We start from the raw sequence: 25,754 nt of genomic DNA, 5'->3' as shown, positions 1-25,754 counted from the left end.
TGCGGGTCTTCTTCGCAGTCTTCTTCACTGCGCTCTTCGCCTTCTTTGCCTTCTTAGCTTTCTTGGCCATGTTGCCCTCCTAATGTAGTGAGATGGCTTAATCGCTGCGTGCACTCGGGAATCGAAATGCACTACATCCCGAATACACCAACACACTCAAAAAAACAGCGTCCTGCTTAAGGAAGTGTTGACGCAGCGATCCGGGCGCGCACCGCGCGTGTCGATCGACAACACCGCAATGCATTCGCGCAACGATGCGAATAGTGCGCGAAAATGCAGCGCCGATGATTGTCAATATCGCAAGATATGCCCGTACTGCAGGTGTTTTCGCAATTCACGCGTTGCGTCGTCGACGCGCGATCGATGTCATTGCGAGTCGACGAACACCGCTGAAAGCGGATTGCGCGGACTCTGAGTCGCGAATTTTGGCAATAAAAAAATTTTCATGCTCACCGGCTTCGCGCCTGATCGGCGCTCGCCAAAACCGGACTTTCGAGCGAATCGCCGGCGCTGATTCGCGAGGCGGTTTTCTGCTTCGCGGAGCGACGCATCGGCATTCATGGTGAATGAAGTGTGCACGCGCGCTGCGCATCGGCGCGACGGCGGCGATGCCGTCGCCGTCACTTCACGCGGCGTTCAGATGCCGAGTTTGGATTTCAGCAGATCGTTGACGGCCTGCGGGTTGGCCTTGCCGCCGGATGACTTCATCACCTGGCCGACGAACCAGCCGACCAGCTGCGGCTTGGCTTTCGCCTGCTCCACCTTGTCGGGATTGGCGGCGATGATGTCGTCGACCACCTTTTCGATGGCCGAGAGGTCGGTGACCTGCTTCATGCCGCGCGCTTCGACGATCGCGCGCGGGTCGCCGCCCTCCTGCCAGACGATCTCGAACAGATCCTTGGCGATCTTGCCGGAGATGGTGCCCTCGCCGATCAGATCGACGATCGCGGCAAGCTGCGCTGCCGATACCGGCGAGCCCGTGATAGCGCGGCCTTCCTTGTTGAGACGCCCGAACAGCTCGTTGATCACCCAGTTGGCGGCGAGCTTGCCGTCGCGCGACTTGTCGGCGAGACCGGCCAGCACCGTTTCGTAGAAGTCCGCGCTTTCGCGTTCGGCCACCAGCACGCCGGCGTCATAGGGCGACAGGCCGAATTCGGCGATGAAGCGCGCCTTCTTCTGGTCCGGCAGTTCCGGCAGGTTGGCCTTGAGTTCGGCGACAAAGGCGTCGCTGAACTCGAGCGGCAACAGATCGGGATCCGGGAAATAGCGGTAGTCGTGCGCCTCTTCCTTGGAACGCATCGAGCGGGTCTCGCCCTTGCCGGGATCGAACAGCCGGGTTTCCTGATCGATGGTGCCGCCGTCCTCGATGATGCCGATCTGGCGCCGCGCCTCGTATTCGATCGCCTGGCCGATGAAGGTGATCGAGTTCATGTTCTTGATTTCGCAGCGGGTGCCGAGCGGACCGCCCGGCTTGCGCACGGAAACGTTGACGTCGGCGCGCAGCGAACCCTTCTCCATGTCGCCGTCGCAGGTACCGAGATAACGCAGGATCGAGCGCAGCTTGGTCACATAGGCCTTGGCCTGCTCGGCGTCGCGGATGTCCGGCTTGGAGACGATTTCCATCAGCGCCACGCCGCACCGGTTAAGGTCGACATAAGACATGGAAGGGCTCTGGTCGTGTAGCAACTTGCCGGCGTCCTGCTCCAAATGCAGCCGCTCGATCCCGATCGTCGCGGTCTTGCCGCCGTCCAGCTCGACGTCGACCTCGCCCTCGCCCACGATCGGCGACTTGTACTGGCTGATCTGGTAGCCCTGCGGCGAGTCCGGATAGAAATAGTTCTTGCGGTCAAACACCGAGCGCAGGTTGATCTTGGCATTGAGGCCTAGACCGGTCGTGACAGCCTGCCTGACGCATTCCTCGTTGATGACAGGCAGCATGCCCGGCATCGCGGCGTCGACCAGCGAGACATGGCTGTTCGGCTCGCCGCCGAAGGCGGTCGAGGCGCCGGAAAACAGTTTCGCGTTCGAGGTGACCTGGGCGTGAACTTCGAGCCCGATCACCGTCTCCCAGTCGCCGGTTGAACCCTTGATCAGTTTTGCGGTCGTCGCACTCATGCTCTTGCACCTCCGAGCAGCGCGGAAGCCATCCGCTCCCATTCGGCATCGAGAGAATCCTTCGCAACCGGCCGGCCGGCCTGGCGGTACCAATAGCCGGCATTGCCGAGGTCGCCCTCGACCCGGTGCAGATAGGCGTGGACCCAGGCTCCGTCAGCGGTCGCCTCGTGCTGCGCGATCCTGTGCGCCTGATCCCAATTGCCCTTCGCGGCCCACCACAGCGCGGCGAGCGGCGCATCGAGACCCGGCGCCGGCGCTGCGCCCGACAGGCTGGCTTTGAATTCGGCCATGGTCACCACCACCTCGCCGGCGTGAATCGTCCCGCCGCCTGCTCGATCACCTCGCCGAGCGAGAACAGGGTCTCTTCGTCGAACGGACGGCCGATCAGCTGCAGGCCGAGCGGCAGGCCCTGCGCGTCCTTGCCGGCGGGAACCGCGATCCCCGGCAGCCCCGCCATGTTCACCGTCACCGTGAAGATGTCGTTGAGATACATCTCGACGGGGTCGGCGCCCTTCTCCCCGACGCCGAACGCCGCCGACGGCGTCGCCGGGGTCAGGATCGCGTTGACGCCCTTGGCGAAGCAATCCTCGAAATCCTTCTTGATCAGGGTGCGAACTTTCTGCGCGCGCAGATAATAGGCGTCGTAATAGCCGGCCGAGAGCACGTAAGTGCCGATCATGACGCGGCGGCGGACCTCGGCGCCAAAGCCCTCGGCGCGGGTGTTCTCATAGAGCTCACCGATCGAGCGGCCGGGCACGCGCAGGCCGTAACGCACGCCGTCGTAGCGCGCCAGATTCGACGAGGCCTCCGCCGGAGCCACGATATAATACGCGGGCAGCGCGTATTTGGTGTGCGGCAGCGACACCTCGACCAGCTCGGCGCCGGCCGCCTTCAGCCAGGCCGCGCCCTCGCTCCAGAGCTTTTCGATTTCCGCGGGCATGCCGTCGAGGCGATACTCTTTGGGAATACCGATCTTCATGCCCTTGACGGATTTTCCGAGCGCCGACTCGTAATCCGGCACCGCGAGATCGACCGACGTGGTGTCCTTGGGATCGTGACCGGCCATCGAGCGCATCAGGATCGCAGTGTCGCGCACGGTGCGCGCGATCGGACCGGCCTGGTCGAGCGAGGATGCAAACGCCACGATGCCCCAGCGCGAACAGCGCCCATAGGTCGGCTTCATGCCAACAGTGCCGGTGAACGCCGCGGGCTGCCGGATCGAGCCGCCGGTATCGGTCGCGGTCGCACCCATGCACAACAGCGCCGCCACCGCCGACGCCGAGCCGCCGGAGGAGCCGCCCGGCACCAGCATGGTGTTGGCGCCGTCGCGCCGCCACGGATTGACGACGGGACCGAAGCAGGAGGTCTCGTTCGACGAGCCCATGGCGAACTCGTCATTGTTGAGCTTGCCGAGCATGACCGCGCCGTCGCGCCACAGCTGCGAGGTCACGGTGGATTCGTAAGTCGGAACGAAATTGCCGAGGATCTTCGAACACGCGGTGGTGCGGACGTCCCTGGTCGCAAACAGGTCCTTGATCCCGAGCGGAATGCCGGCAAGCGGGCCGCCCTCGCCCCTGGCGATCTTGGCGTCGACCTCGCGCGCCATGGCGCGGGCACGATCCGGGGTTTCCATCACGAAGGCATTGAGCGCGCGCGCCGCCTCGATCGCCCCGAGATGGGCGTCGGTCAGTTCGAGCGAGGTAAAGGATTTGTTCGCGAGACCCTCACGGGCCTCGGCGAGCGTCAGCGATGTCAGGTCAGTCATTTATCAACCGGGCTGCAGAAGAACGGAGACAGCGTCTTGTCGTTGGCCGGGTCGTCCAGCTTGCTGCGGGTCTTGTCCGACGCTTCGAGCGCGTCGAGCACGGCGTCCATCGCCTTGTCGGGATCGGCAGCCTTGCCCTGCCGCTCCATCGCGTCGAGGTAATTCATGTAGGCCTGATAGGCCTTTTCATCGTCGCAGAGGAGACACATCGGATTTCCCGTCTCGATAACACTCTTTTTGTTTGACGCGTTTTCTTCACGCGAACCGGTATCCACTTCGCTCGAAAACGCTATCTTACTCGACAACCTTCGGTACCAGGAAGAAATGGTCTTCGGTGGCCGGCGCGTTCCTGACGATATCGTCGGCGATCCCGCCGTCATTGACCACGTCGGCGCGCTTCTTCATTTCCATCGGGGTCACCGAAGTCATCGGCTCGACGCCCTCGACATTGACCTCCGACAGCTGCTCGACGAACGCCAGCATCGCATTCAGTTCGCCCTGCAGATGGGGAACCTCGGCCTCGGTGACCGCAATCCGCGCAAGATGCGCGATACGGCGGACGGTGGCGGCATCGACGGACATACTATAAGGCCTCTGGCGGCGAATTCAGCCCGCCGTATAGCAGAGGCGCCTTTTGCGCCGCAACCGCGGCCGAGGCCCTGATCAGCCGGCCATCTGGCTCAGCCGCGCCAATGCGGCGCCGGCCAGGGCCCGGGTCAGCTCGGAAGCCGGCATCTCGCGGCCGAGCCGCACCGCTTGCCCGGCCCAAAGATTAGTGAAATCGACCTTGCCGAGCTTTTCGGCAGCCGTTTTCAGAGGTCCGAGCGCGGTCGCGGAATGCGGGAACGCCGGGGCGTCGGGCGAAATCGGGCCGACCTCGCGCATCACCCGGTTGGCCACCCCGCGCGCCGGACGCCCGGTCATGACATTGGTGATGACGGTGGAATCGTCCCGTGCCTGCGCCAGCGCCACACGCGCCGGGGCAATCACCTTGGATTCCGGGCAACGGAGATAGGCGCTACCGATCTGTACGCCCGCCGCCCCCAGCGCGAACGCCGCCGCGATACCGCGCCCGTCGGCGATGCCGCCCGCCGCGATCACCGGCACCTTCACCGCATCGGCCACCTGCGGCACCAGCGCGAAGGTGCCGGGCTGCTCGGCAATATTGTCGGTCAGGAACATGCCGCGATGGCCGCCCGCCTCCGCACCTTGCGCGATGATGACGTCGGCGCCGTTCTCCTCGAGCCAGATCGCCTCCCGCACGATGGTCGCCGACGACATCACGATGCAGCCGGCCGCCTTGACGCGCTTCAGCAGTTTGGGTTCCGGCAACCCGAAGTGAAAGCTGACGACTTCCGGCTTCAGTTCCTCGACCAAAGCGCACATCGTCTCATCGAACGGCGCGCGGTTGGCGGCGGCGACCGGCGCCGCCGGGTCGAGTCCGAGCTCCTTATAGTAAGAGGACAGCCGCGCTTTCCAACCGGCCTCGCGCGCGGGATCCGCCTCGACCGGCTTGTGACAGAAGAAGTTCAGATTGACCGGAGCCGTGACGCGCTGGCGGATGATGTTCACCTGCTCGCGCGCCTTCTCCGCCGAAATCATCGCGCAGGGCAGCGAGCCCAGCGCCCCGCCCTGCGCCGCCGCGATCACGAGGTCGGCGTCCATGATCCCGGCCATCGGCGCGAGCACGATCGGGAATTCGGTCTTGAAGAGGTCGATAAGTCGGCGGTCCGGCCACATGGTCTGTCTCTTTCGGTCAGGCCTCGAAGGCCGTGGAGGAATTGCGCCGCCCGAGCAGTATCCGGTCTGCCTCGGCGACGATACGCTCGACAATGTCGGCCGCCGGCGGAATATCATGGATCAGCCCGACGGCTTCACCGGCGATCACGGCCGCGACGTCGAAATTACCCGAAGCCCTGGCTGCGGCATATTCGGCGGCGACCGTCTTCACGTTCTGCAGCAGTTCCATTTCGCGCCCCTGCCAGCGGCGGGCATGATCGTTGATCAGGCAGCGTCCGTTGAACGGCGCCGGCCAGACGTTGTTCCGTGACAGATCGAAGATGATGCCGCGCGTGGTACAGCCGCTTTTGGCGGCGCAGATGCGCTTCTTGGCTTCTTCCGCGCCGTCGCATTCCTGGCTGGCGTAAAAGCGCGTGCCGAGCAGCACCCCGGCGGCGCCCAGCATCATCATCGCCGCCAGCCCGCGGCCATCGCCGATGCCGCCCGCGGCCACCACCGGCACGCGGCCGGCCGCGAGATCGACGATCGCAGGCACGATGTCGATGGTGGTGCGCGATGCCCCGTGCCCGCCGGCCTCGCTGCCTTGCGCCACCAGAATATCGGCGCCGGCCTCCAGCGCCTGCTGCGCCATGGCTTCGTCCTGAACCTGGCAGATCAACCGGGCTCCCGCCGCTTTGATGCGAGGCGCAAAGGGTTTGGGATCGCCGAACGACAGCATGATCGCGCGCGGCTGCGCCGCCAGCGCCATGTCGAGCAGATCCGGCTGCTTTGCCAGGCTCCAGGTGATGAAGCCGATGCCGAACGGCGCTTGCGCGCCTTCGAGCTTGCCGGTTTCCTGTTCGAGCCAGGCCCTGTCGCCGTAGCCGCCGCCGAGAATCCCGAACCCTCCGGCGCCGCTCACCGCCGCCGTCAACCGCGCGCCGGCAATCACGTCCATCGGCGCCAGCAGAATCGGATGCTGGATGCCCAACAGGCCGCACAGAGGCGTATCGATCGGCATAGCCATTTCCTCGGATCTGGACAGCGACCATAGGCCCGGCTAGCATTCTCGATAAATGATTTCTTGAGAACGCTGCCATCTCAAAAATGAAACGAAAGTGACGCCATGGAATTGTCCGACCTGGTGACTTTTTCGACCGTTGCGCGCCTCGGCGGCGTCACCCGCGCGGCCGCCGAGCTCAACACCGTGCAATCCAACATCACGCAGCGAGTGAAGGCGCTCGAGGCCGAAATCGGAACGGCGCTGTTCGAGCGGCACAGCCGCGGCATGGCGCTGACCGGCGCCGGCCGCCGCCTGTTGCCCTATGCCCAGCGCCTGGCCGCGCTGTCTCGTGAAGCCGTATTGGCGGCGCGCGAGGACGGCGAACCCAAGGGACCGTTGTCGATCGGGTCGATGGAGACCACCGCCGCCGTGCGGCTGCCGTCGCTGCTGGCGCAATTTCACCGCCGCTTTCCGGCGGTACAACTAAGCCTGCGCACCGCACCGACCGCCGATCTGGTCGCCGCCGTGCTCGATGGCTCGCTCGACGGCGCCTTCGTCGCCGGCCCGATCGATCATGCCGAACTCATCTCAGTGACCGCCTTCAAGGAAGAGCTGGTGCTGGTCAGCGCGCGGCGCTGGACTAGCCTTGCAAGCCTCCGCGCCGGCACGCCGGAATCCGGTCCGACCGCGCTGGTGTTCCGCACCGGCTGCAGCTACCGGCAGCGGCTCGAGCAAGTGCTGGCCGGGTTTGGCTGGCCGTCCGCCGCACGGTTCGAACTCGGCACGCTCGACGGCATGATCGGCTGCGTCGCCGCCGACATGGGCGTCACGTTGCTGCCGCGCGCGGTGGTCGAGCGCAGCGATCAGAGCGACAACATCCGTATCCATCCGCTCAACGCGGCGCAATCGCGGGTCGACACCCTCTTCATCCAGCGCCGCAGCGCGCACCGATACAGCGCATTAGAGGGCTTCGCGTCCTGTTTGAAGAAGAACAATCAGGTCATTGCCGCCTGAAATTCCAGCGCCGCAGCGCCACCACGGCCCACACCGCCTCGACCAGCCCAAACGGCCAGGCGCCCTGCAGAAATCCGTAAATCGAGCCGAGCGCGCAGGCCGCCGCGAAGGCGAGGATGAACCAGTGGCTGCGATCCTCCAGCGCGTAGCACACCAGCATCGCGGTGACGGCGAACAGTCCGAACAGGCTAAGGGCGTCCATCTTCTGCCTCTATTTCTCCACAAAGCATTCTCGCGCGATCGCTGGAGAAGATTTGCGCTCATTTTTTCAGAAATTCTTTCCTGGCTTTCCATGAAGCGGAAATTCTCCGTCACAATTCCGCAACGCAACGCGTGGCGGCGTCACTGAAATCGCGCATTGCGAGATTTGCCTCTCACCGATTCAAAAACCATGGACGGGCCGCGCTACTACGTTAGTATGCGGCGCTAGCTATCAACAACCATAACGTCAACGCCTGGGAGGAACTTGCGATGCTGAAGGCATTTGTCTTGAGTTGTTCTGTCGCCGTGTTGGGTACGGTCGGAACGGCAAGCGCACAAGACTGGACCAAATCCAAATGGGGACCGAACGACGAGATTGGCGCTGCCAACTACATGAAGCCGGAGCTCGTCGTGAAGGCGGCGTCGCTGGTCAAGACCGGCAAGACCTATGCGCTCGGCATCCCCGTCGATTCCAAGACGCCGGCCTATCCGCCACGCGGCTTCAAGATCACCGTTGTGCAGCCCGGACAGGCCGGCAGTCCCGGCCTCGGACCGAGCAAGACCACCTATAATGACGACATCATCGAGGGCTGGGTCGGCGTCGGCAGTCAGCTCGACGGTCTCGGCCATATCGGCGTCGAGCACGTCTATTACAACGGCAACAAGCTGCTCGAATTCGCCGATCCCACCGGCCTGAAGAAGCTCGGCATCGAGAAAGTCCCGCCGATGGTGACCCGCGGCGTGCTGCTGGACATGGCGGCCTATTACAACACCGACGTCGTCAAGGAAGGCACCGCCTTCAACGTCAAGGAGATCGAGGAAGCCGCCAAGAAACAGGGCGTCGAAATCCGCCAGGGCGACGTCGTGCTCTTCCACACCGGCTGGCTCAGCCTGATCGGCAAGGACGACAAGCGCTTCGCTACCGGCGAGCCCGGCCTCGGGGTCGAAGGCGCCAAATATCTCACCGGCAAGGGCGTCGTCGCGATCGGTGCCGACAACTGGGCGGTCGAGGCGATTCCGTTCGAGTCCAAGAACGTGTTCGAGGTGCATCAGATCCTGCTGCCGATGAACGGCACCTACATTCTCGAAAACATGGACACCGCCGAGCTTGCCAAGGACAAGGCCTATGAGTTCCTGTTCGTCCTCGGCCAGCCGCGCTTCAGAGGCGCGGTGCAGAGCATGATCAACCCCATCGCGATCCGCTAACGACTCATCGACGACGCGGCGTGGCGTTCCTCTCCTGGAGCGCCACGCAGCGATCCGGCTTTGCGTGACCGGCAAGGCGCGTGCTAAGCGAATGCCATGCCTGCTCTCATTCTACCGCTGATCGACGCCGCCGCGCACTGGCCCGAACGCGGCGCCCTTGTCGGCCTCGATCTCGGCACCAAGACCATCGGCGTCGCGGTATCCGATCCCGACCGCAGGCTGGCGACCGGGGTCGAAACCATCCAGCGCAAGGCGTTCAAGGCCGATGCTGCGCGGCTGATCGCCATCGCGACCGAACGCAACGCCGCCGGCTTCGTGCTCGGCCTGCCCATCAACATGGACGCCAGCGAAGGTCCGCGTGCGCAATCGACCCGCGCCTTCGCCCGCAATTTTTCCAAACTGACCAATCTGCCGATCGCCCTGTGGGACGAGCGGCTCTCGACCGCCGCGGTCGAGCGCGAATTGATCGGCATGGACATGAGTCGCGCCCGGCGCGCCGAGGTGATCGACGAACACGCCGCGATCTACATCCTGCAGGGCGCGCTGGACCGGCTGGCGAACTTGCGCGAAACGCGCGAGGGGTAGCTGGCGATGGGTGTCGTTCTCGGCGCGCTGGCGCCGGTTTTCCTGCTGATCGTGATGGGTTTCGGCCTGAAGCGAAGCCTGATGCGGCTGGAGACGCAATGGCACGGCCTCGAACGGCTGGTCTATTACGTGCTGTTCCCGGCCCTCTTGATCGAGACCGTGGCCAAGGCGGACCTGGCAACGGTGCCGGTCGCCGGCGTCGGTGGCGCGCTGCTGCTGTCGGCGCTGCTGATGTCGGGACTGTGCCTGGCCCTGCGGCCCTTGCTGGCCGCCAAGGGCATGGTCGACGGCCCGGCTTTCACCTCGATCTTTCAGGGCGCGACGCGCTGGCAGACCTATGTCGCGCTCGCGGTCGCCGGAAATCTCTACGGCAATCTCGGCCTCGCGCTGGCCTCGGTGGCGATGGTGGCGATCATCCCGCTGGTCAATGTGCTCAGCGTTACCGTGCTGGCGCACTACGCCTCACCGGACAAGCAGTCGATCCGCACCATCGCCATGACCGTGGTGCGCAATCCCCTGATCTGGGCCTGCGCGATCGGCCTTGCCATCAACCTGTCGCATCTGCCGCTGCCGCGCGTCTGGCACGAAGTCGCCAGCGCCCTCGGCAGTTCGTCGCTGGCGATCGGCCTGCTGGTCACCGGAGCCGGCCTGCACCTCGAAGGACTGTTCCGCCCCAGCGCCCCGGCGGCGCTGACCATCTTCCTCAAGCTGGTCCTGATGCCGGCGGTCGCGGTGGCGCTGGCGCTGCTGTTTGAGGTCTCAGGGCCCAATCTCGTGGTCGTAGTGTGCTGCACCTCGGTGCCGACATCGTCGAGCGCCTACGTGCTGGCCCGCCAGATGGGCGGCGACGCACCGCTATTGGCGCAGATCATCACGCTGCAGACCATCCTTGCGGCCATCACCATGCCGATCGCGATTGCGCTGGTGGCGTAAGAGAGCGCCCTATCCGTACGCCGCGAGCCACATGCTCTGCAGCGTCGCGGCGAGATTGTTGAGGCCGTGCACGACCACCGTCAGCCAGGTCGAACCGTTGCGATAGCGGAGCCAGCCGAGCAATAGCCCGATCGAAAACACTTCGGCGAAGAAGAACCAGTCGTACTGCAGGTGCAGCGCGGTCCATACCAGCGACGACAGCAGAATGGCGCCGGGAACCCCGAGAAACGATTCCGACCAGCCGCGGTAGAGAAAGCCGCGGGCAAAGAATTCCTCCGAGACCGGCGCGGCGACGCAGAACGCGACGATCAGGAGCCACAACGCGCCATCGGCGCGCGCCGATTTCAGCACGTCGACCATGAAACCCGGCGCGACTTCGCGGCCAAGCGCGCGCGACAGCAGGTCCCATCCGACGACCAGCACGAACAGCGCGCCGACGCCGATCGCCAGATTGCCCCACGTGCTCCAACGCAGCGCGAGGTATTCGGCAAACGGCGTGCGCGACCGGTGAGTGGCGATCCACATCGCGCCGAGCGCGGCCGGCACCCCCGTGATCACCGAGAGCGAGATGGTGAGGCCGCCGCCGAGCACGTGGATAGCGGCGACGATGTCGATCGGCCCTTCCCGCCGCAGCACGAACCAGGCCACGACCGCGATCTGTCCCACGAACAGCGCGGCGAAGATGAACAGGCCCCACAGCGCGGTGCCCCAGAACTTCCAGATTCGTGGCGCGTGCCGGGCAGGCCTCACCGTGACCGGCGGACCGGCGGGATCGAGGGAATCCATCATCAAGGCAAGGCCCGCTCCAGCAACCTGCGGACATCGTCATTGGCGAGATCGACCGCGCCGTACATGCTGGCGTGATTGCCGGCGAGACGGGTCGCCGCGAACAATTCGGCATGGCGCGGCGACACTTTATTGAGCGCCACCGCCGCCGCCAGCAGCGCCAGCCTCTCGACTGCGAGCCTTGCGACCCGCTCGCCGTCCGGACGGCGGAAGGCCCTGGCGATGAACGCGACCGCGTCGCCGGCGCCGGGCAGGCCCTTGGCCTCGTCGGCGAGCCCTTGCAGCACCGCCCCGGCCGCCTCGCCCTCGCGCGACAGCGCGCGCAACACGTCGAGGCACATCACATTGCCGGAGCCTTCCCAGATCGCATTGACCGGCGACTCCCGATAGTGCCGCGCCAGGATGCCCTCCTCGACATAGCCGTTGCCGCCGAGGCACTCCATCGCCTCGTAGAGAAATCCCGGCGCGCATTTGCACACCCAGTATTTGATCGCCGGCGTCAGCAGCCGCATATAGGCCGCCTCGCCCGGATCGTTTGGCGCCTGATCGAAGGCGCGGCAGAGCCGCATCACCAGCGCGATCGACGCTTCGACGTGCAGCGCCATGTCTGACAACACCGATTGCATCAGCGGCTGGTCGGCGAGGTGTTTCTGGAACACGCTGCGATGACGGGCGTGATGCAGCGCATGCGCCAGCCCCGAACGCATCAGGCCGGCGGACGCAATCGCGCAGTCCTGCCGGGTCAGCTGTACCATCTGGATGATGGTACGAATGCCCGTGCCCTCGTCGCCGACCCGCGTCGCATGGGCGCCGACGAATTCCACCTCGGAGGAAGCATTGGAGCGGTTGCCGAGCTTGTCCTTCAGCCGCTGGAACTGGACCGCGTTGATCGAGCCGTCGGGCTTGAAGCGCGGCATGAAGAAACAGGTCAGGCCTTCTTCCGCCTGCGCCAGCACCAGGAACGCGTCGCACATCGGCGCCGACATGAACCACTTGTGGCCGGTGATGCGATAGCCGTCGCCGTCCCGTTCGGCGCGGGTCATGTTGGAGCGCACGTCGGTGCCGCCTTGCTTCTCGGTCATGCCCATGCCGAGCGTCATGCCCCGCTTGGTCCACCACGGCGCGAAGGTCGGATCGTAGGCGCGGGTGCCGATCACGGGCATGGTCCTCGCGAGCAGATCCGGCTGCGCCGCCAGCGCCGCCACCGAGGCCCGCGTCATGGTGACCGGGCAGAGATGGCCGGTCTCGACCTGCGCCGCGATGTAGAATTTCGCCGCGCGCACGACTTCCGACGCGCCGCCGGCCGGCCGGCCCTGCGCGTCCCAGGTCGAATTGTGCACGCCGCCATGGGCGCTGTGCGCCATCAGCTCGTGATAGGCCGGATGAAACTCGACTTCGTCGCGGCGGTTGCCGCGGGAATCGAAGGTCCGCAGTTTCGGCGTGTTCTCGTTGGCGATGCGGCCCCGCTCCGCCATCGCGGCGGAACCCCAGTGCTGGCCGAATTCGGACAGTTCCTTCTGGGCCGAGGCCCCGCCATTGGCGGCGACCGCCTCGACCAGCGGCCGGTCTGCGGTGAACAGGTCGACATCGCAAAACGGCGGCGACTGGTTGAACACTTCATGGGTCGCGAAGGAAGGCTGGGTCATGAGTCGTTCCTTGGATTGGCAACCATTCTACGACGGAACCAGTCCGATTGGGGAGGCCGTCATTGCGAGCGCTCGCAATGACGAGCTTTGCTACCTGGCACGCCGCGTGATCGGAAAATCATATGCGGGTCCGCCCGCGCCCGGCATTGAAAAATGCCACCACTCCTTCGAATAGTTCACAAAACCTTGCTTCGCCATCGCGGCCACCAGCGTGTTGCGCCAGCGGCGCTGATCCGGCGCGATCGAGCGCGCGGCGGCGTGCGACTTGGCGTCGGAGCAGTCGTAGCCGGTGCCCATGTCGACGCTGCCTTCCGGCGCGCGGGCGCTGACGGCAGCGGTGCAGTCGGCATAGGCCCTGGCGGGATCGAAAGCGGCAGAATTGTCGGCCGCCAGATCGACCAGGGTCAGGTCGAGGGCTGCCCCGGTCGAATGCTGGGAGCGCTCGGCGATATAGCCGAGCCGGAACAGATCCTTCTTGGGAATGGCCGGGTTGTAGCGCCGCTCGGCCGGCGTCTCCCGGCCGTTCTGCGCCCACACCACCATGTCGTGCGACGCCCGCGCCGGGCGGTAGCAGTCCAGCATTTTCAGCGACAGTCTTTGCCTGGCCAGTTCCTGCTGGACGCTCTTCAGCGCCAAACCGACCTGGCGCTTCACCACGCATTCGCCCGCCTCGTAGCCCGCCAGCCGCCGGCCAACGAAATTATTCGACCCGGCGTAGCGGATGTCCTGCAGGATGGTCGGATCGATGTCGCGCAGGAACACGAAGCCGCCGGGCAAGGCCTGCGCGGCCGCAGCCGCCGGGCCGGCGGCCAAGGAGCCAGCCAAGGAGCCAGCCAAGGAGCCAACCAAGGCAAAACCGGTTAACGCGATCGCCGCAATCAGCTTCAATTTCTGCATCCTATGCCTTCCCGCGCGCCGAACGCGGCGACATTGCGGCAACCCTCTTTACCCTCCCCGCGGACAGATCGGGGGATAACTCGCAAGGTACCTATTCGCGCTTGCCCCGCGCGCCAACCCTGCCTATAGCTCTCGCTTTAATGACCCCTGCATCGAAATCGACCTTCGTCCTCGGTCACCGGCATCTGCTGGGAATCGAGGGCCTTTCCGCTGCCGACATCACCGGCCTGCTCGACCTTTCCGAAGAATATGTCGAGCTCAACCGCCAGGTCGACAAGAAGCGGACCTCGCTTCGCGGCCGCACCCAGATCAACCTGTTCTTCGAGGCTTCGACCCGCACCCAGTCCTCGTTCGAGATCGCCGGCAAACGGCTCGGCGCCGACGTCATGAACATGTCGGTGTCGTCCTCCTCGATGCGCAAGGGCGAAACCCTGGTCGATACCGCGGTCACCCTGAACGCCATGCACCCGGACATCCTGGTGGTCCGGCACCATGCCTCCGGCGCGGTGGAACTGCTGGCGCGCAAGGTCGACGGCTCCGTGATCAACGCCGGCGACGGCGCCCATGAACACCCCACGCAAGCGCTGCTCGACGCCCTCACCATCCGCCGCAACAAGGGCCGGCTCGAAGGGCTGGTGGTCGCGATCTGCGGCGACGTCATGCATTCGCGGGTGGCGCGCTCCAATATCCTCCTGCTCAACATCATGGGCGCCCGGGTACGCGTGGTCGCGCCCTCCACCCTGCTGCCGCGCGGCATCGAGCGGATGGGCGTCGAAGTGGCCCGCGACATGCGCGAGGGGCTGAACGGCGCCGACATCGTGATGATGCTGCGGCTGCAGCGCGAGCGCATGAACGGCTCGTTCGTGCCGTCGTCGGGCGAATATTTCCACTATTTCGGCCTCGACCAGAAGAAGCTCGCCTACGCCAAGCCCGACGCGCTGGTGATGCATCCGGGGCCGATGAACCGCGGCGTCGAAATCGACTCGATCGTGGCGGACGGCGCCCAATCGCTGATCCGCGAACAGGTGGAAATGGGAGTGGCGGTGCGGATGGCAGTGCTCGAAGCGCTCGCCCGCAACCTGCCGAACGCGTGAGGCCATGCTGACCGACCGCCGCCCGATCCTGCTCGCCAATGCCCGCGTGGTCGATCCCTCCAGGGATTTCGACGGCCCCGGCGACGTCCTGATCGCCGACGGGGTGATCCGCGATTCCAGGCGCGGCATCGGCGCCGCAGGGGTGCCCGAAGGCACCGATATCATCAACTGCGCCGGCAAGATCATAGCCCCCGGGCTGATCGACATGCGCGCCTTCGTCGGCGAACCCGGCGCCAGCCACCGCGAAACCTTTGCCTCCGCGAGCCAGGCGGCGGCGACCGGCGGCATCACCACCATCATCTGCCAGCCCGATACTTCCCCGGTGATCGACAATTCCGCCACGGTCGACTTCGTGCTGCGCCGCGCCCGCGACACCGCCATCGTCAACATCCACCCGATGGCGGCTTTGACAAAAGGCATGCGCGGCGAAGAAATGACCGAGATCGGCCTGCTGAAGGCCGCCGGCGCCGTGGCGTTCACCGACGGCGACCGCAGCGTCACCAATGCGCAGGTGATGCGGCGCGCGCTGACCTATGCCCGCGACTTCGACGCGCTGATCGTGCACCATACCGAAGATCCCAACCTCGTCGGCGAAGGCGTCATGAACGAGGGCGAGTTCGCAGCACGGCTCGGGCTGGTCGGCATCCCCAATGCCGCCGAGGCCGTGATGCTGGAGCGCGACATGCGCCTGGTCGCACTGACCGGCGGGCGCTATCACGCGGCCTCGCTGAGCTGCATCGAGTCGCTGGAAATCCTCAAGCGCGCGCGCGATGCGGGCCTCGCGGTCTCCGCCTCGGTCTCGATCAATCACCTGACCCTGAACGAGAACGACATCGGCCCCTACCGGACATTCCTGAAGCTGTCGCCGCCGCTGCGCACCGAGGACGACCGCCTCGCGCTGGTCGCCGCCGTCGCCTCCGGCCTGATCGACGTCGTGATGTCCGACCACAATCCGCAGGACGTCGAGGTCAAGCGGCTGCCGTTTGCGGAAGCCGCCTATGGCGCCATCGGCCTGCAGACCATCCTGCCGGCGGCGTTGCGGCTGATCCACAATGGCGAGACCGATTTCAAAACCCTGATCCGCGCGATGTCGACGCGCCCGGCCGAACTGCTCGGGCTGCCGGGCGGAACGCTGCGGTCGGGCTCGCCGGCCGACGTGATCGTGATCGATGCCGACACGCCGTGGGTGCTCGATCCCGCCGATCTCAAATCGCAGTGCAAGAACACGCCGTTCGACGAAGCCCGCTTCTCGGGCCGCGTCGTGCGCACCATCGTCGGCGGCCGGACGGTGTTTGAGCATGTCTAGAGCGTTTTCAAGCGGGTTGCACGACAAAGGGAGGCACGGTGATGTCACCTGATGCATGGCTGCCGGTGGCCTTGATCCTCGGCTATCTCCTCGGCTCGATCCCGTTCGGGCTGCTCCTCACCAAACTCGCCGGCACGCAGGACCTGCGCTCGATCGGCTCCGGCAATATCGGCGCCACCAATGTGCTGCGCACCGGCCGCAAGGGCCTCGCCGCAGCGACGCTGCTCTGCGACATGCTGAAGGGCACGGTCGCGGTGGTGATATCAGGCTATTTCGGCGGCCCCAACGCCGCGATGCTGGCGGGGCTCGGCGCGTTCCTCGGCCACCTGTTCCCGGTCTGGCTGAAGTTCAAGGGCGGCAAGGGCGTCGCTGTTTATATCGGCGTGCTGATCGGCCTGTTCTGGCCGGCCGCCGTGGTGTTCTGCGTGTTGTGGCTTGGGACCGCCGCGACGACGCGCTACTCGTCGCTGTCGGCGCTGGTCGCCAGCTTCGTCACGCCGATTTTCCTGTGGTGGTTCGGCCACCTCGCGCTGGCCTCATTGTTCGCCGTGCTGACCTTGCTGCTGTTCTACATGCACCGCGAAAACATCAAGCGGTTGCAGGCGGGCACCGAGGGACGGATCGGGGAGAAGTGAAAACGTAGTCGTCATTCCCCGACGCGCCAATTGGCGCGTCTGAGGGCGCGCGTTAGCGCGAACCCGGAATCTCGTTCCCCAACCTCCAGATTCCGGGTCCACGCGAAGACGCGTGTCCCGGAATGACGGGCACCTTCATCACCGCCTCAGCGCCTCTTCCACAAACCGCGCCGCCTCCAGCGCTCCCGTATCATTGCCGAACCGCGCGATCACCTGCACACCCACCGGCAAGCCGCCGTCCGCCACGTAGGCGGGAACGTTGACGCAAGGCACGCCCATCAGCGTCCACAGCCGGTTGAAGCGGGGATCGCCGGTCGAGGCCAATCCCTTCGGCGCAGCGCCCGGCGCGGAGAATGTCAGCAGCACGTCGACATCGTCGAAGAGTTGCGCCAGCGCCTTGCGGGCGCGGTTCGCGATCCGTCGCGCTGCATCGTAGTCGGCGGGCAGCAGCCCTGTGGTTTCGTCGAGTCTGGCGCGCAGCAGCGGCGGGATGGCGTCGCGATGCGTGCGGTATTCCCAGGCCAGCGCATGATGCGCCTCGTATTCCTGCAAGGTCGGATGAATTCGCCACGCCTCGGCGACGATGTCGGGCAAGGCCAGTTCGCGGACGGTGGCGCCGGCACGTTCCGCCGCCCGCGTTGCGATCCGCAGCGCGTCGGCACCCGCCGGCTCCGGCGCGCCGGCGAAATCCTGCGTCACCACGCCGATGCGTGGCGTCGCGATCGTCGCATTCGGCATCAATTCGGGCCGGTTGGTCATGGCGGAAAGGCCATGCGCGAGGTCTTTGACCCCGGCCGCGAACAGCCCGACCGTATCCAGCGTCCACGAATAACATTTCACGCCGACGGTCGGCAGCATCCGGAACGACGGTTTGATGGCGGCCACGCCGCAGAACGAGGCCGGCCGGATCACCGAGCCACCGGTCTGCGTCCCCAGCGCCAGCGGAATCATGCCGGCTGCGACCGCTGCCGCCGAGCCCGAGGACGAGCCGCCCGGCGTATGACCATGGTTGCGCGGATTGAGCGTCGCGGTCGGGTCGACGAATGCGAACGCCGTCGTCGTGGTCTTGCCGGCGATGGTCGCCCCCGCCCGCTTCAGCATCATCACCACGGGCGCATCCGCGCGCGGCCGAAAACCCCGGTAGATCGACGAACCCATCTCGGTCGGAAACTCCGAGGTCTCGATGATGTCCTTGATCCCGACCGCGATGCCGCGCAGCGGGCCGGAATTGGCCGCGCGGGGATCTTCGGCGCGGCAAACAAAGGCACCGATGGTCTTGTCATGCGCGTCGACAGCCTCGACCGACTGCGCGATCGCCGCATCGGGCGAGAGCTCGCCGGCTTCGATGCGGCGCTGGAGGTCGGCGAGCGAGATCATGGCCATGGTTTCCTGTGAAAGAGCGCACCGCTTTTACGGAGTGGGCCGGGATCGGGCAAGGATGCCCGGCACAAGGCCAGGCATGACGCAGAGAGGCCGCACGCGCTTAAAACGAGTTGATCACACCCTACGGTTGGGCGAAGCTGCGCTAGCATGGACACTAGAACCAGCACCACCCACCTCACCGACGCCGAGCGGATCGACCGGCTGCGGCTGATCCGCAGTGACAATGTCGGTCCCCGCACCTTCCGCTCGCTGCTCCATCATTTCGGCAATGCGCGCGCCGCGCTGGAGCGGCTGCCCGAGCTGGCGCGGCGTGGCGGCGCGGCGCGTCCGGGCCGGATCTGCAGCGAGGAGGATGCGGGCGCCGAACTGGCTGCCAGCCAGAGGATCGGCGTCAGCCTGCTTGCGCCGGACGAGGTCAGCTATCCGCCGCGGCTCGCCACCCTCGACGATGCGCCGCCCTTGCTCGGTGTGCGCGGCGCGCCCGACGCGCTGATGCGGCCGATGATCGCCGTGGTCGGCTCGCGCAACGCCTCCGGCGCCGGGCTGAAATTTGCCGGCACCCTGGCGCGCGATCTCAGCGATGCCGGTTTTGTCATCGTGTCGGGACTGGCGCGCGGCATCGACCAGGCGGCGCATCGCGCCAGTATCAGCGGCGGCACCGTGGCGGTGCTGGCCGGCGGCCATGACCGGATCTATCCGCCCGAGCACGAAGACCTGCTGGCTGCGATACTCGATTCCGGCGGGGCTGCGATTTCGGAAATGCCGCTGGGGCACGTGCCGCGCGCCCGCGATTTTCCAAGGCGCAACCGGCTGATCTCGGGGGCAGCACTTGGCGTTGTCGTCGTCGAAGCCGCGCTTCGCTCGGGATCGCTGATCACGGCAAGAATCGCCGCCGAACAGGGCCGCGAGGTTTTCGCGGTGCCGGGCTCGCCGCTCGATCCGCGCGCCGCCGGCACCAACGATTTGATCAAGCAGGGCGCGACGCTGACCACGGAAGCCTCCGACATCATCACCGCCGTCGAGCCGATCATGGGACGCCCGCTCGATTTGCGCGAATCCGACGATGAGCCGCTGGATGTCGAGCCCGGAACAAGCGACCGCGCGCGCATCACTGCCCTGCTCGGGCCGACGCCGGTGCTGCTCGACGATCTGATCCGGATGGCCGGCGTCTCGCCGGCCGTGGTGCGCGCCGTGCTGCTGGAACTCGAACTCGCCGGACGTCTCGAACGCCACGGCGGCGGGCTGGTGTCGCTGATTTAAGGGGCACCGCGCGTTCCGCACGCACCGTGCACGCAGCTAGTTCCAGGCCCCCTGTACGCCCGCCATCATGGCGACGAGCGACACCAGCAGGCCGCTCCCGCAAAACAATGCGATCGTAACCAGCGGGCTATTGTCGGGCTTCCTGGTGGCCGGAGATGACGCGCGAAACGCTTTCGGCATGTCAGACTCTCCAAATATCAGGGGTCAAAGCTCCCTGCTTTGGAAGCATCTGCCCAACGGCGATGAAGGTTCAGTACGCTTATTGCCGCACGCAACAATGACGAGAGGTGTGGATGGCCGAACTGAAACCAAATCCCAGAGCCAACCGACGCCGGCGCGTTTCGGCCTGCGCGCTCGCGCCGGCTGCCCTTATTGCGATCATTTCTTTGAAATACTCTTTTTGAGAGCGCAACTATAAGACGTATTTTACAACCATAAGGACGCCTCAAGGTGTCCCTTTGAGCCCCCCTTAACATCTGCGGATTTGACAGGGGCGGCCTCACCACCCATGTTCGGGTCGCAACGGCCGGCGCGAGTCTCGCGGAACCGGCCCGTTATTTTTCCCGTAAGCTATTGGAATGACATGAATATCGTCATTGTGGAGTCGCCGGCGAAAGCCAAGACGATCAACAAATATCTGGGCTCGTCCTACGAGGTCCTGGCCTCGTTCGGCCATGTCCGCGACCTCCCGGCCAAGAACGGATCGGTCGATCCGGACGCCAACTTCCAGATGATCTGGGAGGTCGACCCCAAGGCGGCCGGCCGGCTCAACGATATCGCCAAGGCGCTCAAGGGAGCCGACCGGCTGATCCTCGCCACCGACCCCGATCGCGAGGGCGAAGCGATCTCCTGGCACGTGCTGGAGGTCTTGAAGGAAAAGCGCGCGATCAAGGACCACAAGATCGAGCGCGTGGTGTTCAACGCCATCACCAAGCAGGCGGTGACGGACGCGATGAAGCACCCGCGCCAGATCGACGGTGCGCTGGTGGACGCATATATGGCGCGCCGCGCGCTGGACTATCTGGTCGGCTTTACGCTGTCGCCTGTGTTGTGGCGCAAATTGCCGGGCGCGCGCTCGGCCGGCCGCGTGCAGTCGGTGGCGCTGCGGCTGGTCTGCGACCGCGAGCTCGAAATCGAGAAATTCGTTCCCCGCGAATACTGGTCGCTGGTGGCGACGCTGACGACGCCGCGCGGCGAAGCCTTCGAGGCGCGGCTGGTCGGCGCCGACGGCAAGAAGATTCAAAGGCTCGACATCGGCAGCGGCGCCGAAGCCGAAGACTTGAAGAAGGCGATCGAGGCCGCCAACTTCGCGGTCTCCACCGTCGAAGCCAAGCCCGCGCGACGCAATCCGCAGGCCCCCTTCACCACCTCGACCTTACAGCAGGAAGCCAGCCGCAAGCTCGGCTTCGCGCCGGCCCACACCATGCGGATCGCGCAGCGGCTCTATGAGGGTATCGACATCGGCGGCGAGACCACCGGACTCATTACCTATATGCGTACCGACGGCGTGCAGATCGACGGTTCGGCGATCACGCAGGCGCGCAAGGTGATCGGCGAGGATTACGGCAACGCCTATGTGCCGGAAGCGCCGCGCCAGTACCAGACCAAGGCCAAGAATGCCCAGGAAGCGCATGAAGCGATCCGCCCCACCGATCTGTCGCGACGTCCGGCCGAGATGCGCCGCCGCCTCGATACCGATCAGGCCAAGCTCTACGAACTGATCTGGATCCGCACCATCGCCAGCCAGATGGAATCCGCCGAGCTCGAACGCACCACTGTCGACATCGCGGCGAAAGCCGGCTCCCGCGTGCTGGAACTGCGCGCCACCGGCCAGGTGGTAAAGTTCGACGGCTTCCTCGCGCTCTATCAGGAAGGCCGCGACGACGACGGCGACGACGAGGACAGCCGCCGCCTTCCCGCCATGAGCGAGGGCGAAGCGCTGAAGCGGCAGGATCTCGCCGTCACCCAGCACTTCACCGAACCGCCGCCGCGCTTCTCGGAGGCCTCGCTGGTCAAGCGCATGGAAGAGCTCGGCATCGGCCGTCCCTCGACCTATGCCTCGATCCTGCAGGTGCTGAAGGACCGCGGCTACGTCAGGCTGGAGAAGAAGCGCCTGCACGGCGAGGACAAGGGCCGCGTCGTGGTCGCGTTCCTGGAAAACTTCTTCGCCCGCTATGTCGAATACGACTTCACCGCCGACCTCGAAGAGAAGCTCGACCGCATCTCCAACAACGAGATTTCCTGGCAGCAGGTGCTGCAGGATTTCTGGACCGGGTTCATCGGCGCCGTCAACGAGATCAAGGATCTGCGGGTGACGCAGGTGCTCGACGCGCTTGACGACATGCTGGGGCCGCACATCTATCCGCCGCGCGCGGATGGCGGCGATGTCAGGCAATGCCCGACCTGCGGCACCGGCAAGCTCAACCTCAAGGCCGGAAAATTCGGCGCCTTCGTCGGCTGCACCAACTATCCGGAGTGCCGTTATACCCGCCCGCTCGCCGCCGACAGCGAGGCCAGCGCCGATCGCATCCTCGGCAAGGATCCCGAGACCGATCGTGACGTCGTGGTAAAGGCCGGGCGGTTCGGTCCCTATATCCAGCTCGGCGAGCAGAAGGACTATGCCGAAGGCGAGAAGCCGAAGCGCGCCGGCATTCCGAAGAACATGTCACCTTCCGACATGGAACTCGATCTGGCGCTGAAATTGTTGTCGCTGCCGCGCGAGATCGGCAAGCATCCGGAGACCGGCGAGCCGATCATTGCCGGGCTCGGCCGTTTCGGCCCGTTCGTGAAGCACGAAAAGACCTATGCCAGCCTGGAGGCCGGCGACGAAGTATTCGACATTGGCCTCAACCGCGCGGTGACGCTGATCGCCGAGAAGATCGCCAAGGGACCGAGCGGCCGCCGCTTCGGCGCCGATCCCGGCAAGCCGCTGGGCGATCACCCCACCCTCGGCGGCGTCGCGGTCAAGAGCGGGCGCTACGGCGCCTATGTCACAGCCGGCGGCGTCAATGCCACGATCCCGAGCGACAAGACGCAGGACACCATCACGCTGGAGGAAGCCATCGCGCTGATCGACGAGCGCGTGGCCAAGGGCGGCGGCAAGCCCGCGCGGGGCAAGAAGAAGGCGCCTGCGAAGAAGCCTGCCAAGGCCGAGGCGGAGGCCAAGGCGCCGAAGCCGGCCAAGAAGGCGGTCGCGAAGAAAGCCGCGGCCAAGCCGAAGACCGATTCCGTCAGCAAGGCGCGCGCGCCGGTGACGCCGGCCGCCAAGACATCGGCGGCGAAGCCCGCGCCCAAGACGCCGGCGAAGAAAAGCGCCGGCAAGGCCCGCGGGTAAATGGCCAGGCAACGCGACAGAGGTTTTCCCGAACGGGACGCCATCGTCGCCTTTATCCGCGCGCATCCGGGAAAGGTCGGCACCCGCGAGATCGCGCGGGAGTTCGGCCTGAAGAACGCCGATCGCGCCGAACTGAAACGCATCCTGCGTGAACTGGCCGACGCCGGCGCAATCGAAAAACGCGGCAGGAAGATCGCCGAGCCTGCCGCCCTGCCCGCGACCCTGATGGCCGACATCAGCGGCCGCGATGCCGACGGTGAGCTGATCGCGACCCCGACCGAATGGGACGAGGTCGAAAGCGGCGAGCCGCCGAAACTCCGCATTCATATTCCAAGACGGCCGCAACCGGGCACCGCGGCCGGCGTCGGCGACCGCGCATTGCTGCGCATCGAGAAACTGGACGACGCCGAAGGCGCGGTCTATCGCGCCCGCGTCATCAAGGTCATCGATCACGCCAGGGCTCGCGTGCTCGGTATCTTCCGCAGCAACCCCGCCGGCGGCGGACGGCTGATTCCGGTCGACAAGAAACAGGCCGGGCGTGAATTGAACATCGCCAAGGCCGATACCGGCGGCGCCGAGGACGGCGACCTCGTCAGCGTCGACCTCGTCCGCTCACGCGGTTTCGGCCTCGCCTCGGGCAAGGTCAGGGAGCGGCTGGGATCGCTGGCGTCCGAAAAAGCGGTCAGCCTGATCGCCATTCACTCCCACGAAATTCCGCAAGCCTTCACGCCATCAGCGCTGCGCGAGGCCGAGGCGGCCAAGCCGGCGACGCTTGCCGGCCGCGAGGACTGGCGCGAACTGCCGCTGGTCACCATCGACCCGCCCGACGCCAAGGACCATGACGACGCGGTGCATGCCGAACCGGACGCCGATCCCAACAACAGGGGCGGCTACATCGTCAGCGTCGCGATCGCCGACGTCGCATTCTATGTGCGGCCGGGCTCGGCGCTCGATCGCGATGCGCTGACGCGCGGCAATTCGGTGTATTTCCCGGACCGCGTGGTGCCGATGCTGCCCGAGCGCATCTCCAACGATCTGTGCTCGCTGGTGCCGGGCGAGCCGCGCGGCGCACTGGCGGTGCGGATGGTGATCGGCAGTGACGGCCGCAAGCGGTCGCACAGTTTCCATCGCATCCTGATGCGTTCGGCGGCGAAGTTGAACTACGCGCAGGCGCAGGCGGCGATCGACGGACGGCCCGACGACACCACCGGCCCCCTGCTCGATCCGATCCTGAAACCGCTCTACGACGCCTATGCGACCGTGAAGAAGGCACGCGACGAACGCGAGCCGCTTGATCTCGACATGCCCGAACGCAAGATCCTCTTGAAGCCCGACGGCACGGTGGACCGCGTGATCGTGCCGGAGCGGCTGGACGCGCACAAACTGATCGAGGAATTCATGATCCTCGCCAATGTCGCCGCGGCCGAGATGCTCGAAAAGAAGGCGCTGCCGCTGATCTACCGGGTGCATGATGAACCGACGCTCGAGAAGGTTCATAACCTCCGGGAATTCCTCAAGACCCTGAATCTGCCGTTCGCCAAGAGCGGCGCGTTGCGTCCCTCGCTGTTCAACTACGTGCTGGCGCAGGTCAGGGGGCACGATGCCGAACTGCTGGTGAATGAAGTAGTGCTGCGCTCGCAATCCCAGGCCGAATACGCCGCCGAGAATTACGGCCATTTCGGCCTCAACTTGCGGCGCTATGCGCATTTCACCTCGCCGATCCGCCGCTATGCCGACCTCGTCGTGCATCGCGCCCTGATCCGCGGTCTCGGCCTCGGCGAAGGCGCGTTGCCGGAGACCGAGACGGTGGAAACGCTGGCCGAGGTCTCTGCCCAGATTTCCGTCACCGAACGCCGCGCCATGAAGGCGGAACGCGAAACCGCCGACCGCCTGATCGCGCATTTCCTCGCCGACCGCATCGGGGTCACGTTCCAGGGCCGCATCTCCGGCGTCACCCGCTCCGGACTGTTCGTCAAACTCTCGGATACCGGCGCCGACGGCCTGATCCCGATCCGGACGCTGGGCACCGAGTATTTCAACTATGACGCGACGCGCCACGCGCTGGTCGGCACACGCAGCGGTGCCATGCACCGGCTGGGTGACGTTGTCGACGTTCGTCTGGTAGAAGCAGCCCCGGTCGCGGGCGCGCTGCGGTTCGAACTACTTTCGGAAGGCAAGATCGCGCCGCGCGGGCACCGACGCCCGGGCGCTGATGACACGATGCGGGCCAAGGCGAAGGCGCATCCGGGCCGCAGCTCGCGCAAGAAAGACCGCAGGCCGGGCAAGGCCAAGTCAGGCGGCAAGTCAGGCAAATCGAAGAAGGGCAAGCCCTTCAAAGGATGAGATGATGGATACCGTCACTGCACATGCGAAAATCTGGACGGCAGATTCGGCGCCGGCCGCCAAGCGCAATGTCTGGACCGCGTTGACACGCGGATTGCGCGGCCGCTGCCCGCGCTGCGGCGAAGGCAAGCTGTTTCGCGCGTTCCTGAAAGTGGACGATCACTGCTCGGTCTGCAAACAGGATTTCACGCCGCATCGCGCCGACGATCTTCCGGCCTATCTCGTCATCGTCATCGTCGGTCACGTCATGGTGCCGCTGGCGCTGACGATCGAAACCCACTTTTCGCCTCCCGTGCCACTGCAATTGTCGATCTACCTGCCGGGCACCCTGATCGCCTCCCTGCTGTTGCTGCAACCGGTGAAAGGCGCGGTGGTCGGGTTCCAATGGGCGTTGCGCATGCATGGATTTGACGAGCAAAATTCCGACAAGTAGCGTGGCGTTTCATTGCGTTTTCAAGCGACGTGGAAGCCGGTTCGCGTGAAGAAAACGCGTCAGACAAAACAATCGAGCCCGGTTCTGATTTGATCG

General features: G+C 65.6%; 25 protein-coding genes. 11 read left to right on the top strand and 14 right to left on the bottom strand.

Features of this window, described 5'->3' with window-relative positions; all coding sequences use genetic code 11:
* Positions 1-366 precede the first annotated feature (366 nt).
* The 8 genes from KMZ29_RS12785 to KMZ29_RS12750 all read right to left on the bottom strand — a co-directional run bounded on the left by KMZ29_RS12785 (position 367) and on the right by KMZ29_RS12750 (position 6,620).
* Positions 367-579 (bottom strand): hypothetical protein, encoded by a 213-nt coding sequence (locus KMZ29_RS12785; protein WP_215623966.1) that lies wholly within the window; start codon positions 577-579, stop codon positions 367-369.
* 57 nt (positions 580-636) lie between these two features.
* A complete protein-coding gene (gene gatB / locus KMZ29_RS12780; protein ID WP_215623965.1) occupies positions 637-2,115 on the bottom strand; it encodes an Asp-tRNA(Asn)/Glu-tRNA(Gln) amidotransferase subunit GatB in 1,479 nt (492 codons plus the stop codon).
* Positions 2,112-2,405: a hypothetical protein gene (locus KMZ29_RS12775; RefSeq protein WP_215623964.1), complete on the bottom strand. Its 294-nt coding sequence runs from the start codon at positions 2,403-2,405 to the stop codon at positions 2,112-2,114. The genes gatB and KMZ29_RS12775 overlap by 4 nt, the downstream gene beginning before the upstream one ends.
* A gap of 2 nt (positions 2,406-2,407) precedes the next feature.
* Complete coding sequence (gatA, locus tag KMZ29_RS12770) at positions 2,408-3,880, bottom strand: Asp-tRNA(Asn)/Glu-tRNA(Gln) amidotransferase subunit GatA (RefSeq protein WP_215623963.1); 1,473 nt, start codon at positions 3,878-3,880, stop codon at positions 2,408-2,410.
* Positions 3,877-4,089: a hypothetical protein gene (locus KMZ29_RS12765; RefSeq protein ID WP_215606356.1), complete on the bottom strand. Its 213-nt coding sequence runs from the start codon at positions 4,087-4,089 to the stop codon at positions 3,877-3,879. Before KMZ29_RS12765 ends, gatA begins: the two co-directional genes overlap by 4 nt.
* Positions 4,090-4,174: 85 nt before the next feature.
* The gene (gene gatC / locus KMZ29_RS12760; protein ID WP_215623962.1) at positions 4,175-4,462 is read right to left on the bottom strand and encodes an Asp-tRNA(Asn)/Glu-tRNA(Gln) amidotransferase subunit GatC; all 288 of its coding nucleotides are present in this window, start codon (positions 4,460-4,462) and stop codon (positions 4,175-4,177) included.
* Positions 4,463-4,543: 81 nt separating this feature from the next.
* The gene (locus KMZ29_RS12755; RefSeq protein WP_215623961.1) at positions 4,544-5,620 is read right to left on the bottom strand and encodes an NAD(P)H-dependent flavin oxidoreductase; all 1,077 of its coding nucleotides are present in this window, start codon (positions 5,618-5,620) and stop codon (positions 4,544-4,546) included.
* Between the two features lie 16 nt (positions 5,621-5,636).
* A complete protein-coding gene (locus KMZ29_RS12750) occupies positions 5,637-6,620 on the bottom strand; it encodes an NAD(P)H-dependent flavin oxidoreductase (protein WP_215623960.1) in 984 nt (327 codons plus the stop codon).
* Positions 6,621-6,725: 105 nt separating this feature from the next.
* Between KMZ29_RS12750 and KMZ29_RS12745 the strand changes: the two genes are divergently transcribed.
* Positions 6,726-7,616, top strand: coding sequence for a LysR family transcriptional regulator (locus tag KMZ29_RS12745; RefSeq protein ID WP_215623959.1), 891 nt, complete (start codon positions 6,726-6,728; stop codon positions 7,614-7,616).
* Here KMZ29_RS12745 and KMZ29_RS12740 read toward each other — a convergent pair.
* On the bottom strand, positions 7,603-7,818 hold the full coding sequence (locus KMZ29_RS12740) for a hypothetical protein (protein ID WP_215623958.1): 216 nt from the start codon (positions 7,816-7,818) through the stop codon (positions 7,603-7,605). The genes KMZ29_RS12745 and KMZ29_RS12740 overlap by 14 nt on opposite strands.
* Positions 7,819-8,087: 269 nt before the next feature.
* Here KMZ29_RS12740 and KMZ29_RS12735 point away from each other — a divergent pair, with 269 nt between their 5' ends.
* From KMZ29_RS12735 to KMZ29_RS12725, 3 genes are all read left to right on the top strand, one after another.
* Positions 8,088-9,023: a cyclase family protein gene (locus KMZ29_RS12735; RefSeq protein ID WP_215623957.1), complete on the top strand. Its 936-nt coding sequence runs from the start codon at positions 8,088-8,090 to the stop codon at positions 9,021-9,023.
* Between the two features lie 96 nt (positions 9,024-9,119).
* Entirely contained in the window at positions 9,120-9,608 is a 489-nt protein-coding gene (gene ruvX, locus KMZ29_RS12730; RefSeq protein ID WP_215623956.1) for a Holliday junction resolvase RuvX, read from the top strand.
* 6 nt (positions 9,609-9,614) lie between these two features.
* Positions 9,615-10,541: an AEC family transporter gene (locus KMZ29_RS12725; RefSeq protein ID WP_215623955.1), complete on the top strand. Its 927-nt coding sequence runs from the start codon at positions 9,615-9,617 to the stop codon at positions 10,539-10,541.
* Between the two features lie 9 nt (positions 10,542-10,550).
* Here KMZ29_RS12725 and KMZ29_RS12720 read toward each other — a convergent pair whose 3' ends face one another.
* From KMZ29_RS12720 to KMZ29_RS12710, 3 genes are all read right to left on the bottom strand, one after another.
* On the bottom strand, positions 10,551-11,327 hold the full coding sequence (locus KMZ29_RS12720) for a CPBP family intramembrane glutamic endopeptidase (protein WP_215624246.1): 777 nt from the start codon (positions 11,325-11,327) through the stop codon (positions 10,551-10,553).
* Positions 11,328-11,329: 2 nt separating this feature from the next.
* Positions 11,330-12,973 carry an acyl-CoA dehydrogenase family protein gene (locus KMZ29_RS12715; protein ID WP_215623954.1) on the bottom strand — a complete coding sequence of 548 codons (1,644 nt, stop codon included), beginning with the start codon at positions 12,971-12,973 and terminating at the stop codon, positions 11,330-11,332.
* Positions 12,974-13,063: 90 nt separating this feature from the next.
* Positions 13,064-13,870: a M15 family metallopeptidase gene (locus KMZ29_RS12710; RefSeq protein ID WP_215623953.1), complete on the bottom strand. Its 807-nt coding sequence runs from the start codon at positions 13,868-13,870 to the stop codon at positions 13,064-13,066.
* A 140-nt stretch (positions 13,871-14,010) separates the two neighbouring features.
* Between KMZ29_RS12710 and KMZ29_RS12705 the strand changes: the two genes are divergently transcribed.
* From KMZ29_RS12705 to plsY, 3 genes are read left to right on the top strand one after another with little or no spacing between them, the layout of a single operon-like run.
* Complete coding sequence (locus KMZ29_RS12705) at positions 14,011-14,964, top strand: aspartate carbamoyltransferase catalytic subunit (RefSeq protein WP_215606344.1); 954 nt, start codon at positions 14,011-14,013, stop codon at positions 14,962-14,964.
* A gap of 4 nt (positions 14,965-14,968) precedes the next feature.
* Complete coding sequence (locus KMZ29_RS12700; protein WP_215623952.1) at positions 14,969-16,270, top strand: dihydroorotase; 1,302 nt, start codon at positions 14,969-14,971, stop codon at positions 16,268-16,270.
* Positions 16,271-16,311: 41 nt separating this feature from the next.
* Positions 16,312-16,905: a glycerol-3-phosphate 1-O-acyltransferase PlsY gene (plsY, locus tag KMZ29_RS12695; protein ID WP_215623951.1), complete on the top strand. Its 594-nt coding sequence runs from the start codon at positions 16,312-16,314 to the stop codon at positions 16,903-16,905.
* Between the two features lie 138 nt (positions 16,906-17,043).
* Here the strand turns inward: plsY and KMZ29_RS12690 are convergent, their stop codons facing one another.
* Complete coding sequence (locus KMZ29_RS12690) at positions 17,044-18,282, bottom strand: amidase (protein WP_215623950.1); 1,239 nt, start codon at positions 18,280-18,282, stop codon at positions 17,044-17,046.
* Between the two features lie 153 nt (positions 18,283-18,435).
* On the opposite strand from KMZ29_RS12690, the gene dprA reads away from it, so the two are divergent.
* Positions 18,436-19,548, top strand: a complete 1,113-nt coding sequence (dprA, locus tag KMZ29_RS12685) for a DNA-processing protein DprA (protein ID WP_215623949.1) — start codon at positions 18,436-18,438, stop codon at positions 19,546-19,548.
* A 36-nt stretch (positions 19,549-19,584) separates the two neighbouring features.
* Here the strand turns inward: dprA and KMZ29_RS12680 are convergent, their stop codons facing one another.
* Positions 19,585-19,728, bottom strand: coding sequence for a hypothetical protein (locus KMZ29_RS12680; protein WP_215623948.1), 144 nt, complete (start codon positions 19,726-19,728; stop codon positions 19,585-19,587).
* Positions 19,729-20,131: 403 nt separating this feature from the next.
* Here KMZ29_RS12680 and topA point away from each other — a divergent pair, with 403 nt between their 5' ends.
* From topA to KMZ29_RS12665, 3 genes are read left to right on the top strand one after another with little or no spacing between them, the layout of a single operon-like run.
* Complete coding sequence (gene topA, locus KMZ29_RS12675) at positions 20,132-22,882, top strand: type I DNA topoisomerase (RefSeq protein ID WP_215623947.1); 2,751 nt, start codon at positions 20,132-20,134, stop codon at positions 22,880-22,882.
* Complete coding sequence (rnr, locus tag KMZ29_RS12670; RefSeq protein ID WP_215623946.1) at positions 22,883-25,225, top strand: ribonuclease R; 2,343 nt, start codon at positions 22,883-22,885, stop codon at positions 25,223-25,225.
* Positions 25,226-25,229: 4 nt separating this feature from the next.
* Positions 25,230-25,658, top strand: coding sequence for a DUF983 domain-containing protein (locus tag KMZ29_RS12665; protein ID WP_215623945.1), 429 nt, complete (start codon positions 25,230-25,232; stop codon positions 25,656-25,658).
* Positions 25,659-25,754 lie beyond the last annotated feature (96 nt).

The sequence above is a fragment of the Bradyrhizobium sediminis genome, from assembly GCF_018736085.1.
In the GTDB taxonomy this organism is placed as follows: Bacteria; Pseudomonadota; Alphaproteobacteria; order Rhizobiales; family Xanthobacteraceae; genus Bradyrhizobium; species Bradyrhizobium sediminis.
The sequence above is the reverse complement of the archived record's forward strand: the minus strand, read 5'-3'. Positions and strand labels throughout refer to the sequence as shown.